This window comes from Streptomyces sp. NPDC008092 (assembly GCF_042957285.1).
Taxonomy (GTDB): domain Bacteria; phylum Actinomycetota; class Actinomycetes; order Streptomycetales; family Streptomycetaceae; genus Streptomyces.
Genome location: NZ_JBIBHY010000005.1, coordinates 657,163 through 671,558, shown reverse-complemented (window position 1 = coordinate 671,558; position 14,396 = coordinate 657,163). Strand labels below are relative to the sequence as shown.

The 14,396-nt window shown below is 70.3% G+C and carries 15 protein-coding genes; 12 read left to right on the top strand and 3 right to left on the bottom strand.

Features of this window, described 5'->3' with window-relative positions:
• Window positions 1-3 precede the first annotated feature (3 nt).
• Window positions 4-195, bottom strand: coding sequence for a hypothetical protein (locus tag ACFZB3_RS19485; protein WP_351703347.1), 192 nt, complete (start codon window positions 193-195; stop codon window positions 4-6).
• Between the two features lie 145 nt (window positions 196-340).
• On the opposite strand from ACFZB3_RS19485, the gene ACFZB3_RS19480 reads away from it, so the two are divergent.
• The 8 genes from ACFZB3_RS19480 to ACFZB3_RS19445 all read left to right on the top strand — a co-directional run bounded on the left by ACFZB3_RS19480 (window position 341) and on the right by ACFZB3_RS19445 (window position 9,818).
• Window positions 341-1,210 (top strand): GntR family transcriptional regulator, encoded by an 870-nt coding sequence (locus tag ACFZB3_RS19480; protein ID WP_391376848.1) that lies wholly within the window; start codon window positions 341-343, stop codon window positions 1,208-1,210.
• 29 nt (window positions 1,211-1,239) lie between these two features.
• Complete coding sequence (locus tag ACFZB3_RS19475) at window positions 1,240-1,953, top strand: HAD family hydrolase (protein WP_391376847.1); 714 nt, start codon at window positions 1,240-1,242, stop codon at window positions 1,951-1,953.
• A 256-nt stretch (window positions 1,954-2,209) separates the two neighbouring features.
• Window positions 2,210-3,082, top strand: coding sequence for a GntR family transcriptional regulator (locus ACFZB3_RS19470; RefSeq protein WP_391376846.1), 873 nt, complete (start codon window positions 2,210-2,212; stop codon window positions 3,080-3,082).
• A gap of 254 nt (window positions 3,083-3,336) precedes the next feature.
• Window positions 3,337-5,550 carry a phosphotransferase gene (locus ACFZB3_RS19465; RefSeq protein WP_391376845.1) on the top strand — a complete coding sequence of 738 codons (2,214 nt, stop codon included), beginning with the start codon at window positions 3,337-3,339 and terminating at the stop codon, window positions 5,548-5,550.
• Between the two features lie 159 nt (window positions 5,551-5,709).
• On the top strand, window positions 5,710-6,513 hold the full coding sequence (locus ACFZB3_RS19460) for a hypothetical protein (RefSeq protein ID WP_391376844.1): 804 nt from the start codon (window positions 5,710-5,712) through the stop codon (window positions 6,511-6,513).
• Window positions 6,514-6,537: 24 nt separating this feature from the next.
• A complete protein-coding gene (locus tag ACFZB3_RS19455; RefSeq protein ID WP_391376843.1) occupies window positions 6,538-7,143 on the top strand; it encodes a TetR family transcriptional regulator in 606 nt (201 codons plus the stop codon).
• Window positions 7,144-7,239: 96 nt separating this feature from the next.
• Entirely contained in the window at window positions 7,240-9,246 is a 2,007-nt protein-coding gene (locus ACFZB3_RS19450; protein WP_391376842.1) for a HelD family protein, read from the top strand.
• A 95-nt stretch (window positions 9,247-9,341) separates the two neighbouring features.
• On the top strand, window positions 9,342-9,818 hold the full coding sequence (locus ACFZB3_RS19445; RefSeq protein ID WP_391376841.1) for an HAD domain-containing protein: 477 nt from the start codon (window positions 9,342-9,344) through the stop codon (window positions 9,816-9,818).
• Between the two features lie 21 nt (window positions 9,819-9,839).
• On the opposite strand, the gene ACFZB3_RS19440 is transcribed toward ACFZB3_RS19445, so the two are convergent.
• Window positions 9,840-10,808, bottom strand: coding sequence for a LysR substrate-binding domain-containing protein (locus ACFZB3_RS19440; RefSeq protein ID WP_391376840.1), 969 nt, complete (start codon window positions 10,806-10,808; stop codon window positions 9,840-9,842).
• A gap of 251 nt (window positions 10,809-11,059) precedes the next feature.
• Between ACFZB3_RS19440 and ACFZB3_RS19435 the strand changes: the two genes are divergently transcribed.
• Entirely contained in the window at window positions 11,060-11,572 is a 513-nt protein-coding gene (locus ACFZB3_RS19435; protein WP_391376961.1) for a DUF6817 domain-containing protein, read from the top strand.
• Between the two features lie 202 nt (window positions 11,573-11,774).
• On the opposite strand, the gene ACFZB3_RS19430 is transcribed toward ACFZB3_RS19435, so the two are convergent.
• A complete protein-coding gene (locus tag ACFZB3_RS19430) occupies window positions 11,775-12,443 on the bottom strand; it encodes a methyltransferase domain-containing protein (protein WP_391376839.1) in 669 nt (222 codons plus the stop codon).
• A 169-nt stretch (window positions 12,444-12,612) separates the two neighbouring features.
• On the opposite strand from ACFZB3_RS19430, the gene ACFZB3_RS19425 reads away from it, so the two are divergent.
• The 3 genes from ACFZB3_RS19425 to ACFZB3_RS19415 all read left to right on the top strand — a co-directional run bounded on the left by ACFZB3_RS19425 (window position 12,613) and on the right by ACFZB3_RS19415 (window position 14,286).
• Entirely contained in the window at window positions 12,613-13,116 is a 504-nt protein-coding gene (locus tag ACFZB3_RS19425) for a helix-turn-helix domain-containing protein (protein WP_391376838.1), read from the top strand.
• 77 nt (window positions 13,117-13,193) lie between these two features.
• Window positions 13,194-13,826, top strand: a complete 633-nt coding sequence (locus tag ACFZB3_RS19420) for a hypothetical protein (protein WP_391376837.1) — start codon at window positions 13,194-13,196, stop codon at window positions 13,824-13,826.
• Between the two features lie 109 nt (window positions 13,827-13,935).
• A complete protein-coding gene (locus tag ACFZB3_RS19415) occupies window positions 13,936-14,286 on the top strand; it encodes a DUF2516 family protein (RefSeq protein WP_391376836.1) in 351 nt (116 codons plus the stop codon).
• The last annotated feature ends 110 nt before the right edge of the window (window positions 14,287-14,396 follow it).

The following is a 14,396-nucleotide window of genomic DNA, read 5'->3' as shown; positions in this document are numbered from 1 at the left end:
CGCCTACAGGGCGGGCCCGGCGAGCATCAGGGCGAGCAGGACGGCGCCGGCGGAGCTGAACGCCGGGCTCTTGGCCTTGATGCCCACGGTGAGCAACAGCAGGCCGATAATGCCAGTGGCACCGTACTTCGACTGGACGATCTGCTCGAAGCCGACGACGAAGGCGGCGGAGAGGAGAGCGAGAGCGGCAGGCATGGTGGTTCCCCCTGTCAGTCGGGAAGCAAGGCTTCCGCCAACTCAAGAGAGTTGGTAACCAACTCTGATTAAGTTGTCCCCAGTTGGTGACTACTTATAAACAACCTTCAAACAACTCCCGCTAGATGGATCAAAGTTGTAGCGTTTGGTCGTGACTCAGGAGAACGTGGCAGTGAACGCCGGCAGCACACCTCAGGAGATCGCCGACACCCTGCGGCAGCGCATCCGCTCGGGCGAGCTCAAGGCCGGCGACCGCCTGCCCACCCAGGCCGAACTGGCCGAGCAGTTCGGCGTGGAGCGGGGAACCGTGCGGCAGGCCGTGCGGTCCCTGCAGGACGGCGGTTACCTCGTCGACGTCGGCAAGGGCAGCCCGCCGCGCATCGCCGAGCCCCGGCCCGCGGCGCTGGACGAACCCCAGACGACGATGGTCGGCCTCGGCCCCCGCATGACGGAGGCGTTCGCCGCCGACCACGTCCGCATCGACGCCGCCTGCCTGACCGCCCAGAGCCTGCTGCCGGCGCTCGCCGAGCCCCTGCGCATGATCCACGAGGGCCGGATCCGCCCCGAACGCATCGACGTCCGCGTCCTGCTCCCCAGCCGGGACATCCCCCTCGCCTTCCCGACGGCCGTCGACGGCGACGACGACACGGTCCACACCCGCTGGCTCGGCATGCGCAACGCCCAGGGCCACGTCCTCCAGTACAACCTCCAGGGCCTGCGCTCCACCCACAAGATCGACGTGAACGTCACCTTCCGCGCCCTGCCGTTCACCCCGCCGGTCAAGCTGTACCTGCTCAACGGCGCGGAGGCGCTGTTCGCGTACTACACGGTCACCCGCCGCGAGGAGCAGACGGAGGATGGCCCGCTCGACATGTACGACGCCGTCGGCTCGGAATCCCTCCTCTTCTCCTTCGAGAAGCGGACCGGCCAGCGGGACGCCGCCTTCGTGGACCAATCCCAGAAGTGGTTCGACGCCCTCTGGGAAACCATCACGACGGACCTGACACTCTCTTAGTGACTTCTGATACGACGCAGACTGAACTGGTGGCAGCCAAGAGCAAGAACACGACCGAAGAGATCGCGGAACTGGTCAGAAGCGCCCGTGTCGTCCTCTGGGACTTCGACGGGCCGATCTGCCGGCTGTTCGCGGGACACTCGGCGGCGGGCGTGGCCGGCGAACTGGTCGACTGGCTGGCGGTCCGGGGCCTGCACGGCCTGGTCACGGACACGGAGCGGGACTCCCTCGACCCGCACCTGGTCCTGCGCGCCGTGGACCGCCGGCACCCCGGCAGCGACCTGGTCGCGGAGTTGGAGGAACGTCTCACCAAGGAGGAACTGCGGGCCACGTCCACGGCGATGCCGACGGCGTTCGCGGACATCCTCATCCAGACGTGGCGGGCGCGCGGCGCCCGTATGGCGGTCACCACCAACAACTCCCCCCGGGTGGTCCGCGCCTACCTCGACGACCGCGCCCTGACCCCCTGCTTCGCCCCGCACATCTACGGCCGCACCCAGGACCTGCACCGCCTCAAGCCCGACCCGCACTGCCTCAACCGCGCCCTCAACGCGATGGGCGCCGCCCCCGGCGCGGCCCTGATGATCGGCGACTCGCCCACCGACTTCGAAGCGGCCCGGACGGCCGGCGTCCCGTTTCTGGGCTACGCGCGTAACGCACGGAAAGCCAAGCTTTTGAGCGAGGCCGGCGCGGGGCATGTGGTGGGGTCCTTGTGGCCGTTGCTGGAGATACTCCGGCACTAGGGGGTGCGGGGCGGGGCCGGCGGGCGGTGTGCCTGCCGCGGCACGCAGCCAACATGCAGAGCAAACCCGATATGTAGATGGCCAGTTGCACCAGGTCATCGATCTGTAACGTGATCCCGAGTATCCGAAACTCCATGGCGTCCGCTCCCTGCAGGCTCCGGTCGACCGCGCGGCACCCGGGCACGCCTGCCCGGTTGTCGGCCACCATCAAGCATGCCCGCGTTTGCGGAAAGCCGGGGAAAGGAACGTTCGCTGTATGGCGGCCAGGCAAGCACGTGACGGCGGTGGCAAGGCGTTCCTGCAGGTCTCCGAGGCGCTGCGGGCCCGGATGGTGGACGGGACGTACCAGTTGGGTGCCGAACTGCCCGCACAAGGCAGACTCGCCAAGGAGTTCGGGGTCTCCCGTGACACCGTGCAGCGGGTGGTGCGCGAACTGGGCAACGAGGGGTGGATCGAGTCCCGCCAGGGCAGCCCGGCGCGGGTCGTCAAGGTCCAGCGGGTCCAGTCCACCACGGCCAAGGCCAGCAGGTCACGGCAGGTGATGATGCTGGGGCCGCTGATAAGCGAGGCGTTCGAGCAGCCCGAAGTCTCCCTGGACGTCTTCACGTTGACCTCGGAGTCCCTCGACACCCACATCCGGCTCCAGGCGGAGCGGATCCGGGCCGGGGCCATCGCCCCCGGCAGCATCGTCGTGCGGCTGCTCCTGCCTGATCCTCAGCTCGACCTGCCGTATCCCGTGGTCAGGCAGGACAGGGAAGATCCGCGCCTGCGGGAGCGGCTGCGCGGCATCACCGACCGGCACACGGAATCGCTGCGCACCGCGCTGCGTGACCTGCAGGCCGAGCGGTTGGTGCCGTCCGTCGACGTACAGGTCAGGCATGTGCGGCTGGTGCCGACCTTCAAGCTCTACATCATCAACGGGGTAGAGGTGCTGCACGGCCTCTACGACGTGATCGAACGGCCCGTCATCCTGGAGACGGGCGAGGAGATCGACGCGCTCGACGTGCTGGGACTGGGAGCCATGCTGACTCACCACGTTGAGGACGCCGACCCGGACTCGCCGGGATCGGTCTTCGTGCTGAAGATGCGGTCCTGGTTCGAGTCGGTTTGGAACCTGCTCGGCGAGTAGCACTTCTGCCAGGTCTTGGCCGGACCGAGGTGGGGGCAAGCGCCGTGCGCTAGCATGCCCGCATTATCTGAGCAACCGCTCCGGTTCCTACGTATGAGAAGGTCAAGCACACCGATCTCAGAACGACCCGACGCAGCGGGGCACCAAACCCACCCGTTGTGGCTACTCGATTGCGCCTCTGGTCGTGCGGACAGTCCGCCGCGTTTACCGTTTGCCGTACTTTCCAGCCAGCGCTAGCAATTCCGGAGCGGCCAGTGGGCGCATCTTCTGTTCCCTCTATTTCCTTTGGGGAACGCGCCAAACCCGGTGCAGGTCATGCGCTTTACCAGCACTTCGTGGGCCTCGCCATGGAAGACGGTAAGGCCCACAGCGGGCACCACAACAGGAACTACGTCCTGCCGTTGGTCGGCCCCGTGGCGCAGCTGCTGGGCCGTGAGTCCGGCACGTCGGTGACGGTGCGCATGCGGCGTGCCGATGCGCTGCCCGTGGTGATCAGGACCTGGCGGAACGAAGCGGAGATCCTCAGGGCCGTCAGGACCGTGCTGCCGAATGTCCCGGAATGTCTCTTCGAGGGAAACGGGTTCGCCTTCCACAGCTATGTGGAAGGAGTGCCGCTGTCCAGCGTCTGCGGCAACGGCAAACCCGTCGACGGACTGCTCGTTGATGAAATCGCCGAACTCCTCGCGCTTATGACCCAGGTGCGCAGGGGTGCGCTGCCCGGCCTGCCGGCCTCCTGGCCCAGCAACGGCCAGGACAGCCAGGGTTTTCTGCAGACGCTGGCGCACTGCGCGGACCGGCAGATCCGACGGGCCAACCTGCACGCCTTCGGCGGACTGTTCGCGGCGCTGGGCATTCCGGAGGACGCCCTCACCCGGTTCGCGGAGCGGGTGCCGGTGATGACGCGGCGGCCGTACAGCCTGCTCCACGCGGACCTGCACCGGGACAACCTGATCGTCACCTACGGCGGTCATCCGTCGCTCATCTGCGTCGACTGGGAACTCGCCACCTACGGAGACCCCCTCCACGACCTCGCCACTCATCTGGTGCGCATGCGGTACCCCGAACACCAGTGGTCCGAGGTGGTCGAGGCCTGGGCCGCGGCCATGAGAGGGATCCGGCCCGGAGCGGTCAACGGTGTGGGCAAGGATCTTCAGCACTACGTCGCCTTCGAGCGGGCGCAGTCCGTCTATCCGGACGTGATGCGCGCCGCGACATCCCTGGACGAATCGTTCGACCAGAAGGGCTTGGACGAGGCCACGGCAGCCGTGCGCCGTGCTCTGGAGGCGGCCGAGGCGCCGCTGAGGTTGCGGCACCTGCCCAGCGAAGCCGAGATCGAGCGCGTTCTGTTCCGGTGGCGGATTTCCCGGGGCGAGGCACGCAAGGGGCTTTTCTCCAGCTTCGTCACCGTGTCCTGGACGCCGGACAAACGTTTTCCCGAGCATCGCGACTTTCCTTATGCGGCTGTCCAGGGGGCCCTGCATGCCGAGGGTGCCGCCCCGGCCGGTCGAGTTTTCAAGGGAACTGGTCACCTGAATTCGGTGGTACGGGTTCCGGGGATCGGATTCCCTGTCGTCGTGCGGCGCATGGTGAAAAATGTGTTCCGTCGCGAACGCAGTTTTCTGAGCGAGCATGCCGTGCTCAGAGCCATCGCACACTCGGGTGTTTCGGTGGCGGCGCCGAGAGTCCTGGCCCTCGGCGAGAGCTACCCGGGGAAGTACCGGAAAGACAGCTTTGCCATTCACACCTACGAAGGGCCGCTCGACATCGACCGGCCCCCGAACCATCCGGTGCACGGCCTGCTGCCGCACGAGGCGGACCGGCTCGTCGACCAGCTCAGCGAGCTGAAGGACGTCGACTACACCGGACTCGATCCGGCCGCCGGTGAAGCGAGCTACAACTTCTACAACTACCTGAGCGAACAACTCGTCCTGCTGGTGAGGCACCTGCCGAAGGAGTCCCAGCAACTCGCCAGGCAGCTCGGCCTGCCGGATGCCGACCGGCTGCGGCAGATACTGGCCAGGCACCAGGTGGCTGATCGCAGTCCGATGCTCCTGCATGGCGACCTGAACCCCTGGAACCTGGTGCGTCGGGACGACGCTATGGCGCTGACCATCATCGACTGGGAGATGGCGGTCGTCGGCGACCCCCTGTACGACCTGGTCCGGCACATGCATCTCACCCCGACCCGGCCGGAGATCCGGGACCGGATGTTCCGCCGCTGGGAGCGCCTGCTGCCGGACGTCTACACCCATGCCTGGCAGCAGGACTGGCGGGTCTACCGGTGGATCGAGATCGTCCGTTCCGCCTACGTCGACCTGGACCGGCTGGTTACCGGAGCGAGCCTGGACGCCCCCAACGTCCGCCGTGCCGTGGACTCGTACGCCATGACACTGGCGGCGGCCATCGCCTCCCTGGGCCTGCCCGCCCGGGCGACGGCGAGCCCCCATCTTGCCCGTGCACTTACCTAGCGGGAACATGAGTGCTCCGAATACCCGTTTGCCCACGGGTCTGCAGGGCCGGCCGGGCAGCGTTGCGCGGAGGGGGCGTGCATGTCGGGGCGGAGCGGTGGTTCGGCGGGTGGGGACGGGATATCGCGGCTGAGGCGCTTTCAGGAGCGCGTCGAGCCGGTGGTGACCCGCATCCTGCTGCTCGGCATCTTCGTCACCGGCCTCACGGCCCAGTTCGTGAAGCCGGTCGGGGACGCCCTGGAGGGCAAGGCCTATCTCGGCGGCGCGCTGCTGAGCCTGGTCGGCTATGTCCTGTACGACCAGGTGAAGGAGCTGACGTCGTCGGTCCGTGCCCCGGCGCGGGTACTGGTGAACTCCAGTCAGTTGGGCGGCTTCGTGAGTGAGGCCTTCGAGGCGCGGCGAGTGGAGATCAGTTTTCTGGGCTACACGGGCGAGACGCTATACAACACCCTGTACCACCGCCTGGAAGATCTCTTCGACCACCCTGGCCCCACCCGCAGGGTGCTGGTCCGCATGCTCGTCCCGGACTTCGGCCAGCCGATGACGGTTCCCTCCAAGGTCGGGGAGCAGGACCTGCCCGTGGACGACCCCGACTTCCGCAAGCGCATGGAGCAGCGCTGCCGTGAGTACGACGGCATCCTCTCCGAACTCGCGGAGCGGCTCACGGCCGTCGGCCGGGTGCACGTCGAGTGCGAGTACCGGCTCTATCCCGGAATCCCGCGCGACAAGATCTGCATCTTCAACCGGCAGCAGGTGCTGCACGGTCTGTACGACCTGTCCGTGCGGATGCGGCTGAACCACCTCGGCGACGAGTACTACGACCCCAAGGGCTACCGGACCGACCTGAACGTGTGGTCCCGGGACGGTGCGGCCGAGGCGGCGGTGGCGACCTGGGCCAAGCACTTCGACGACCTGTGGAACCTCGCGAAGCTCCCGCAGTGGCGGCAGGTCCCGTCGGCTTGACCACCGCTGCGTAGGCTCGGGCGCATGGGTGACATGGGCCTGCGTGAGCGCAAGAAGCGGCGGATGTACGAGGACGTGTCGGACGTCGCCGTGCGGCTTTTCCTGGCGAAGGGGTTCGACGCGGTGTCGGTCGCCGAGGTGGCCGCCGCGGCCGGGATCTCCAAGCCGACGCTGTTCCGGTACTTCCCGGCCAAGGAGGACCTGGTCCTGCACCGGATCGCCGACCACGAGACGGAGGCGGCGCGGCTGGTCGCGGGTGCCGGGTCGCCGGTCGGTGTGCTGCGGGCGCACTTCCTCGCCGGACTCGAACGGAACGACCCGATCACCGGGCTCAACGACCACCCCCAGGTGCTCGCCTTCCACACCCTGCTCAACAGCACCCCCACCCTGGTCGCCCGGCAGTACGCCTACCTGGAGCGGTCGGAGGCCGCGCTCGCCGAGGCTCTCGGCGGCACCCTGGAGGCCAGGCTCGCGGCCGGCCAGATCATCGCCGTACAGCGGATCCTCGCGCAGGACAACTGGCGGCGGATCGCGGCGGGGGAGCGGGTCGAGGAGGTGCGGGGGGACGCGGTGCGGGCGGCGGAGCGGGCGTTCGGGAGGCTGGAGCGAGCCCTCGCGGACACCGGATGACTGCCGGACGGTTGCCGGACGAGTGCCGGATGAGTGCCGGATGAGTGCGGGTAAAAAATTTAACCAAGTTGCATTTTCTCGTTTACGCTGTCCTCCATGCAGCAGGAACTCGACCGCGAACGCGCCTACCACGACACCTGCCGAGCCGCCCTCGCCCGCATGGTCGAAGGCGCCGTCGAGCACGTCGTCACCGGCGAGGACGTCTCCGCCTCCGGTGCCGACGCCGAAGTGCTCGGGTACCGGCTGCGCAGCCGGGCCAAGGAGATGCGCGAGCTGCCGGAAGGCCCGCTGTTCTTCGGCAAGCTCGACTTCGAGGCGGGGGAGCACGCGGGGCAGAGCTACCGCATCGGACGGCTGCGGATCAGCGAGGAACCGACCGCCCCGCCCCTCGTCGTCGACTGGCGGGCCCCCGTCTCCCGCGCCTTCTACCAGGCCGGCCCCGACGACCCGCAGGGCGTGGCGGTACGCCGGCGGTTCGGCTGGGCGCCCGGCAGCCGCGGCGACTCCGCCGACCTCACGGGGCTGGAGGACGAGTACCTGAGCAGGGGGGAGCCCGGGACCGGGAGCACCATCCTCACCCGCGAGATCGAACGGCCCCGGGTGGGCCCCATGCGCGACATCGCCGCCACCATCCAGCCCGACCAGGACGACCTGGTCCGCGCCGGCCTCGCCGACTCCGTCTGCGTCCAGGGCGCCCCGGGCACCGGCAAGACCGCCGTCGGCCTGCACCGCGCCGCCTACCTCCTCTACACCCACCCCCAGCGCATCCGCCGCGCCGGCCTCCTGATCCTCGGGCCCAACCGCACCTTCCTCTCCTACATCTCCGAGGTCCTCCCGGCCCTCGGCGAGACCGGCGTGCGGCAGGCGACCCTGCCGGAGGAGATCGGCCGCCACCCGGTCACCGGCACCGACCCCCACCGCACCGCCGCGCTCAAGCACGACCCGCGGATGGCCGAGGTCCTGCGCCGCGCCCTGTACGCCCACGTCCGCACGGACGCCGTCGCCCCCCTCTCGCTCTCCGACGGCACCTACACCTGGCGGGTCTCCGCCGCCGCACTGACGAAGATCGTCGAGGGGGTGCGGGACGAGGAACCGCCGTACGCCGTCGGACGGGAACGGGTGCGGGGGCGGGCGATGCGGGCCGTACAGCTCCAGGCCGAACGGCGGGCGGGCCCGCAGCCCGGCGCCTGGACCCGGCGCCTGGAACGCTCCCGCGCGATGAGCGCCTACCTCGACACCGTCTGGCCGAAGGTGCGCCCGGAGGAGGTGGTGGCCGAACTCCTCACGGACGGCGAGGTGCTGGCGGCGGCCGCGGACGGGCTCCTCACCCCCTCCGAACAGCGTGACCTGCTCTGGACCCGGCCGCCGCGCTCGTACAAGTCCGCCCGCTGGTCGGCCGCCGACCTGGTCCTCCTCGACGAGGTCGCGGGGCTCGTCGAACACCCCGAGGGCTACGGCCACATCGTCGTCGACGAGGCCCAGGACCTGTCTCCCATGGAGTGCAGGGCGATCGCCCGCCGCGCGGTCTTCGGCTCCCTCACCGTCCTCGGCGACCTGGCCCAGGCCACCACCCCCTGGTCGGCGCGGAGCTGGGCCGCCGTACTGGGCCACCTGGGCAAGCCGGAGGCGGCCGTCGTCCCGCTCACCACCGGCTTCCGGGTCCCGGCGGCGGTCGTGGCCCTGGCCAACCGGCTGCTGCAGCGCCTCGGCACGGACGTGCCCCCGGCCAAGTCCTACCGCGGCGACGGCGAGGTGACGATCCGTCCGACACGGGACGTGCCCGCGACGACGGTCGGCGCGGTGCGGGAGGCCCTGGCCCACCCCGGGTCGGTGGGGGTCGTGGCGGCGGACGCGCAGGTGAGCGCCGTACGCGAGGCGCTGACGGCCGCCGGCCTCGAACCGGCCGGCCCGGACGAGTTGGGCGCGCGGGTGGCCGTGGTCCCGGCGAGCGTCGTCAAGGGCCTGGAGTACGACCACGTGGTGGCCGTGGAACCGGCGGCGGTGGCGGAGGGGGAGGAACGGGGCCTGCACAGGCTGTACGTGGTGCTGACGAGGGCGGTGTCACGGCTGGACGTGGTGCATGCGAGGCCGCTGCCGTTCTGAGCGGCGGCCAGGGCCACGCCCCGCTTCTTCGGGACGCGGGGCTGTACTCAAGCGGCTGCCACCGCTTGCGGCACTCTCTTGCGATCCTGTCCCCGATGCTCCTCTTCCTAGACATCGACGGCACCCTCATCCCCTTCGGCGCCCCCGCCGACCGCCCCTACCCGGTCTACGAGACCGACCGCCCCCCACCCAACCCGCTGCTCACCCGCGTCGACCCCGCCCTCGGCCGCCGCCTGGAGGCCCTCCGCTGCGACCTCGTGTGGGCCACCACCTGGATGGACGACGCCAACGACTGTGTCGCCCCCTGGCTGGGCCTGCCCCCGCTGCCCGTCGTGGAGTGGCCGGACGAGGAGCAGCCGCCGGCCCTGCTGCACTGGAAGACCAGGCCGCTGGTGGCGTGGGCGGGACAGCGGCCGTTCATCTGGCTCGACGACGAACTCACCGAGGCCGACCGCGCCTGGGTCGCCGCCCACCACCGGGGGCCCGCCCTCCTCCACCGCGTCGACCACGAGTTCGGCCTGACGGAGGCGGACTTCGCGGTGCTGGAGGACTGGCTGAAGACCCAGCGCTGACGCCTCACCCCTGGCGGCGTCTCATCCCCCGGCCGCGTCTCGTCCCCCGGCGGAGTCTCGTCCCCGGCTCGGCGCGGACGCGGCGACGGAATCCGCGACGGAATCCGCGACGGAATCCGCGACGGTGTCGGCGAAGACCCGGGCGAGCGGGGAGAGCGCGTCCCAGCGGCGCACCGCCCAGCCGACCGGCAGGGGCGGCAGGCCGGGGACGGGGACGAGACGCAGGGGGCCGTCGTCGCCGGGGACCCGGCGGCCGGGCAGCGCGGGTACGACGGCGTGGCCGAGACCGAGTTCCGCCAGCAGCAGGGCGGTGTCCCAGTCGGCGACGCTCGTGTCGGAGCTGCTGCGCACGCCCAGTTCGGCGAACGCGGCGTCGAGGCGGGCACCCGAGGCGGAGTTCTGCGGCAGCCGGATGAGGCGGATGCCGGCGAGATCGGCCACTTCGAGACGGGCCCTGCGGGCGAGCGGGTCGTCGGCACGGACGGCCAGTACCCAGGGCAGCTCCACGACCCGGCGCTGCTCGATGCCGCGCACCGGACTGCCGAGGGTGACCCAGGCGAGGTCGAGGTGACCGGCGGCCAGGGCGTCGAAGCAGCCGCGGCTGGAGGTCTCCGTCCGGAACTCCAGGTTCACCTTCGGGTGGCGCCGCCGGAAGGCGACGACAGCCTCGGCCATGAAGTGCCGTACGGTCGTCCCGCCCGTGGTGACTCGTACCGAGCCGCTGTCGCCGCTGACGAGGTCGCCCAGGCGCCGCAGGGCCGAGTCCAGACCGGCGATGCCGTCGGCGGCCGCGTCGCACAGCACCCGCCCGGCATGGGTGGGTACGACGCCGCGCGACTGGCGCTCCAGGAGGCTCACGCCGGTCTCCCGTTCCAGCCGCTTCACGTGCTGGCTCACCGCGGACTGGGTGCAGGCCAGCTCCCGGGCGACGGCGCTGAGGCTGCCCGCCCGGCACACGGCCACGAAGACGCGCAGGTCGTCCAGAGTCATGCACCCAAGCTACAGCTTGGCTCTGCGGAGAAATCCATAGGATTGACTGGGGTTGAGGGTCTCGCGATGATCGACGCAGGGCCCTGGGCGGCAACCCGTCCGGCGCCTCCGCGGGGTCCGGACCCGGGCGGAGGCACCGGACGGGTGCCGACCCGAGCGACGGAAGGAACCGCCTCGTGTCCGCTTCCCCTGCTGCTCCGGAGCCCTCCGCGCTCCCCGTTGCCTCCGCCGCCTCCGACCGGGCCGTCGCGCTGCTCCGCGCACTCGGTGCCGCCGAGATCGCCCATCCCGGCGGCACGCTTCTCCCGCACCTCCAGCGCGTCCAGGAGCAACTCGCCGCCTGGGGCGCCCGTCCCGCCCTCCGGCTCGCGGGTCTCGGCCACGCGTTCTACGGCACCGACGGCTTTCCCACCGCCCTGCTGCCCCTCGCCCGCCGCACCGAACTCGCGGCGGTGATCGGCACGGAGGCCGAGGCGATCGTGTATCTCTACGCCTCGTGCGACCGGAAGGCCACCTACCCGGTGCTCGCCGACCCGGAAGCGGCCGTCCGCGACCGTTTCACCGGACGCGCCCGTGTCCCCGGTCCCCAGCCGCGCCGGGACTTCGCCGAGCTGACGGCCGCCAACGAACTCGACCTCGCCCGCATCGACCCCGCCTTCCGGGAGAAGTGGGGCCCCGGCCTCCTCACCCTCTTCACCCGCTTCCGCCCCCTGCTGAGCAGCCCGGCCTGGTCCGCCTGCCGCGCCGTTCTCGCCGGGTCATGAGCCCCGGCACGAGCCGACACGAGCCGGTACGAGCCGCTACGAGCCGGTACGAGCCGGTACGAGCCGGTACGAGCCGGTACGAGCCGGTACGAGCCGGTACGAGCCGGCACGAGCCGGTACGAGCCGGTACGAGTCGACATAAGCCGACACGAGTCGGTACGAGCGGCCACGAACCCTCTGTGCCGCCTCCGGCGCCCCGTCCTCAGGCGGGGCGCTCGGCCATGACGACCAGACCCGGCCCGCTGAACTCGTCCGCCGGGAGCCGGAGTTCGGCGACGGGGCGCAGCCCGGCCCGCTCGATCAGGCCGACGAACTGCTCCGGGCGCCACTTGTGCGTGGTCCAGCGGACGGCCACCCCGCCGTAGGCCTCCGTGCGCACCACGTCCTCGTCGCCGACATGGGTGCCGGTGATGAAGTGCCCGCCCGGCTTCAGGGCCCGCGCGAACATTGCGAGGACCTGAGGGAGGACGTCGCGCGGGAGGTTGAACAGCGACCACCACCCGAGTACGCCGGCGAGGGACGCCTCTTCGAGGCCGAGGTCGGTGGCGGAGGCGACGCTGAAGCGGCAGTGCGGATACAGCCGGCGGGCGTTCTCGATCATGCCGGGCGAGAGATCGACGCCGGACACGTCGAGTCCGCGTTCGGCGAGGTAGGCGGTCACCGTTCCGGGCCCGCAGCCGACGTCGAGGACCGGCCCGAGTCCGCTCACGGTGTCGGCGAACGCGTCGATCGACGCCTTGAGCCAGGGATGGCGACGGATGTCGCCCATTCCCGTCGTCGCCACCATCTCGGCGTAGTTGTCGGCCACCCGGTCATAGGACTCACGGACCACGTCGAGATCGGCCGGCCGGTCAATTTGGTGTGCACGCATCAGCCAACACTAGGGCGACGGGTCCGCTCCGGCAGGAGGTTGACCGACTCGGCCCGCAGCGCGCAGACCCGGCCACGGCCCGGGCCCGGTCGGCCATCCGGGTATGGCGCGGCACACTTTTGCAAGCAGGTGCTTGCAATTGTTAGCGAGGGTGGGGCAGGGTGGAGGTATGGCATCGCTGAACGTCGGCAATCTCGGTGAGTATCTGCGTGAACAGCGGCGCAACGCGCAGTTGTCGCTCAGGCAGCTCGCCGATGCCGCCGGGGTGTCCAATCCGTACCTGAGCCAGATCGAGCGCGGGCTGCGCAAGCCGAGCGCGGAGGTGCTCCAGCAGGTCGCCAAGGCCCTGCGCATCTCCGCCGAGACGCTGTACGTCCGCGCCGGAATCCTCGACGCCGAGCGGGATCTGAACGAGGTGGAGACCCGTGCGGTCATCCTCGCCGACCCCACCCTCGACGAGCGGCAGAAGCAGGTGCTGCTGCAGATCTACGAGTCGTTCAGGAAAGAGAACGGCTTCGGGTCGGGCGAGGAGCGCGCGAGCGACACGGACACCGTCGGCGCCGGGGATCACGACCCAGGCCGCGACACCGATGACAGCGACACCGATGACAGCGAGACCGAAGACAGCGACACCGAAGACAGCGAGACCGATCCGCGGCGGACGGCCGGATGAGCCGGCCAAGCGCGCCGGCCGCCACGCCGCGGACCGAAAAACCCTCAGCCGAACTTTAATACGGGAGGACCATCACCATGGCCATCACCGACGACCTGCGCAAGACCCTCAGCGACCCGACTCCGTTCTATTTCGCCGCCGGTACCGCCGACCTGGCCCTCCAGCAGGCCAAGAAGGTTCCCGGCCTGGTCGAGCAGCTGCGTGCCGAGGCCCCGGCCCGCATCGAGGCGGTCCGCAAGACCGACCCGAAGGCCGTCCAGGAGAAGGCCGCCGCCCGTGCCAAGGAGGCCGGCGTCAAGGCCAAGGAGGCGCAGGCCAGCCTCCAGTCCAAGGTCAACGACTTCATCGTCTCCCTGGACGGGGACCTCAAGAAGCTCGGCGAGTCCGCCCAGGACTTCGCGCTGCGCCAGGTCGGCGTGGCCGCCGAGTACGCCGTCAAGGCCCGCGAGACCTACGAGAAGGTCGCCGAGCACGGTGAGCAGGCCGTGAAGACCTGGCGCGGCGAGGCCGCCGACGAGATCGAGGACCTGGCCATCGCCGTCGAGGGCAAGCCCGAGGCGGTCGCGGTCAAGGAGGACGAGAAGAAGGCGGACGAGCCGAAGGCCGCCGAGGCCAAGCCGGCCGCGGCGAAGAAGGCCCCGGCCGCCAAGAAGACCCCGGCCCCGCGCAAGGCCACCCCGGCCAGGAAGACCACTCCGCCGGCCAAGTAAGCGGCGCCCGCATCAGGAGAACGTACGGGCCGGGCACCATAAGGGTGCCCGGCCCGTTCTACGGGTACGGTGGCCGCGTAGGGATCGGGAGAGAGCGGGTGGTGACGGCATGCTGATGCTGGGATTCGCAGGGTTCCTGGGACTGCTGAAGATCGTCCTGATGGCCCTGGCCGCGTTCGGGCTGGTCGACGCCGTGTTCCGGCGCGAGGACGCGTTCCGCGCCGCCAACAAGCAGAACAAGATGTTCTGGCTGATCATCCTGGCCATCGCGCTGGTCGTCAGCTACCTCTTCTCGATCCTCTCCATCCTCCCGATCGCGGGCGTGGTGGCGAGCATCGTCTACCTCGTCGACGTCCGGCCCGCGGTCAAGCAGGTGTCCGGCGGTGGCGGCGGCTGGCGAGGCCGCCGCGGCGGCAGCAGCAGCGACGGCCCGTACGGCCCGTACAACGGCGGCCGCTAGGCGCCCCGTAGGGGCGGCCGGGGGTTCCCCCGGCCGAAGGCTGGGGGAGGAACTGCGCGACCAGCCACCCACGCACCTGCCGGCGGCCGACCACCGAACCGGAAACGGCG

Excerpts from the sequence above, each read along its gene's own strand:
- ACFZB3_RS19485 (WP_351703347.1), bottom strand. The coding sequence starts at position 195 with ATGCCTGCCGCTCTCGCTCTCCTCTCCGCCGCCTTCGTCGTCGGCTTC.
- ACFZB3_RS19470 (WP_391376846.1), top strand. The coding sequence starts at position 2,210 with ATGGCGGCCAGGCAAGCACGTGACGGCGGTGGCAAGGCGTTCCTGCAG.
- ACFZB3_RS19455 (WP_391376843.1), top strand. The coding sequence starts at position 6,538 with ATGGGTGACATGGGCCTGCGTGAGCGCAAGAAGCGGCGGATGTACGAG.
- ACFZB3_RS19450 (WP_391376842.1), top strand. The coding sequence starts at position 7,240 with ATGCAGCAGGAACTCGACCGCGAACGCGCCTACCACGACACCTGCCGA.
- ACFZB3_RS19445 (WP_391376841.1), top strand. The coding sequence starts at position 9,342 with ATGCTCCTCTTCCTAGACATCGACGGCACCCTCATCCCCTTCGGCGCC.
- ACFZB3_RS19440 (WP_391376840.1), bottom strand. The coding sequence starts at position 10,808 with ATGACTCTGGACGACCTGCGCGTCTTCGTGGCCGTGTGCCGGGCGGGC.
- ACFZB3_RS19430 (WP_391376839.1), bottom strand. The coding sequence starts at position 12,443 with ATGCGTGCACACCAAATTGACCGGCCGGCCGATCTCGACGTGGTCCGT.
- ACFZB3_RS19425 (WP_391376838.1), top strand. The coding sequence starts at position 12,613 with ATGGCATCGCTGAACGTCGGCAATCTCGGTGAGTATCTGCGTGAACAG.
- ACFZB3_RS19420 (WP_391376837.1), top strand. The coding sequence starts at position 13,194 with ATGGCCATCACCGACGACCTGCGCAAGACCCTCAGCGACCCGACTCCG.
- ACFZB3_RS19415 (WP_391376836.1), top strand. The coding sequence starts at position 13,936 with ATGCTGATGCTGGGATTCGCAGGGTTCCTGGGACTGCTGAAGATCGTC.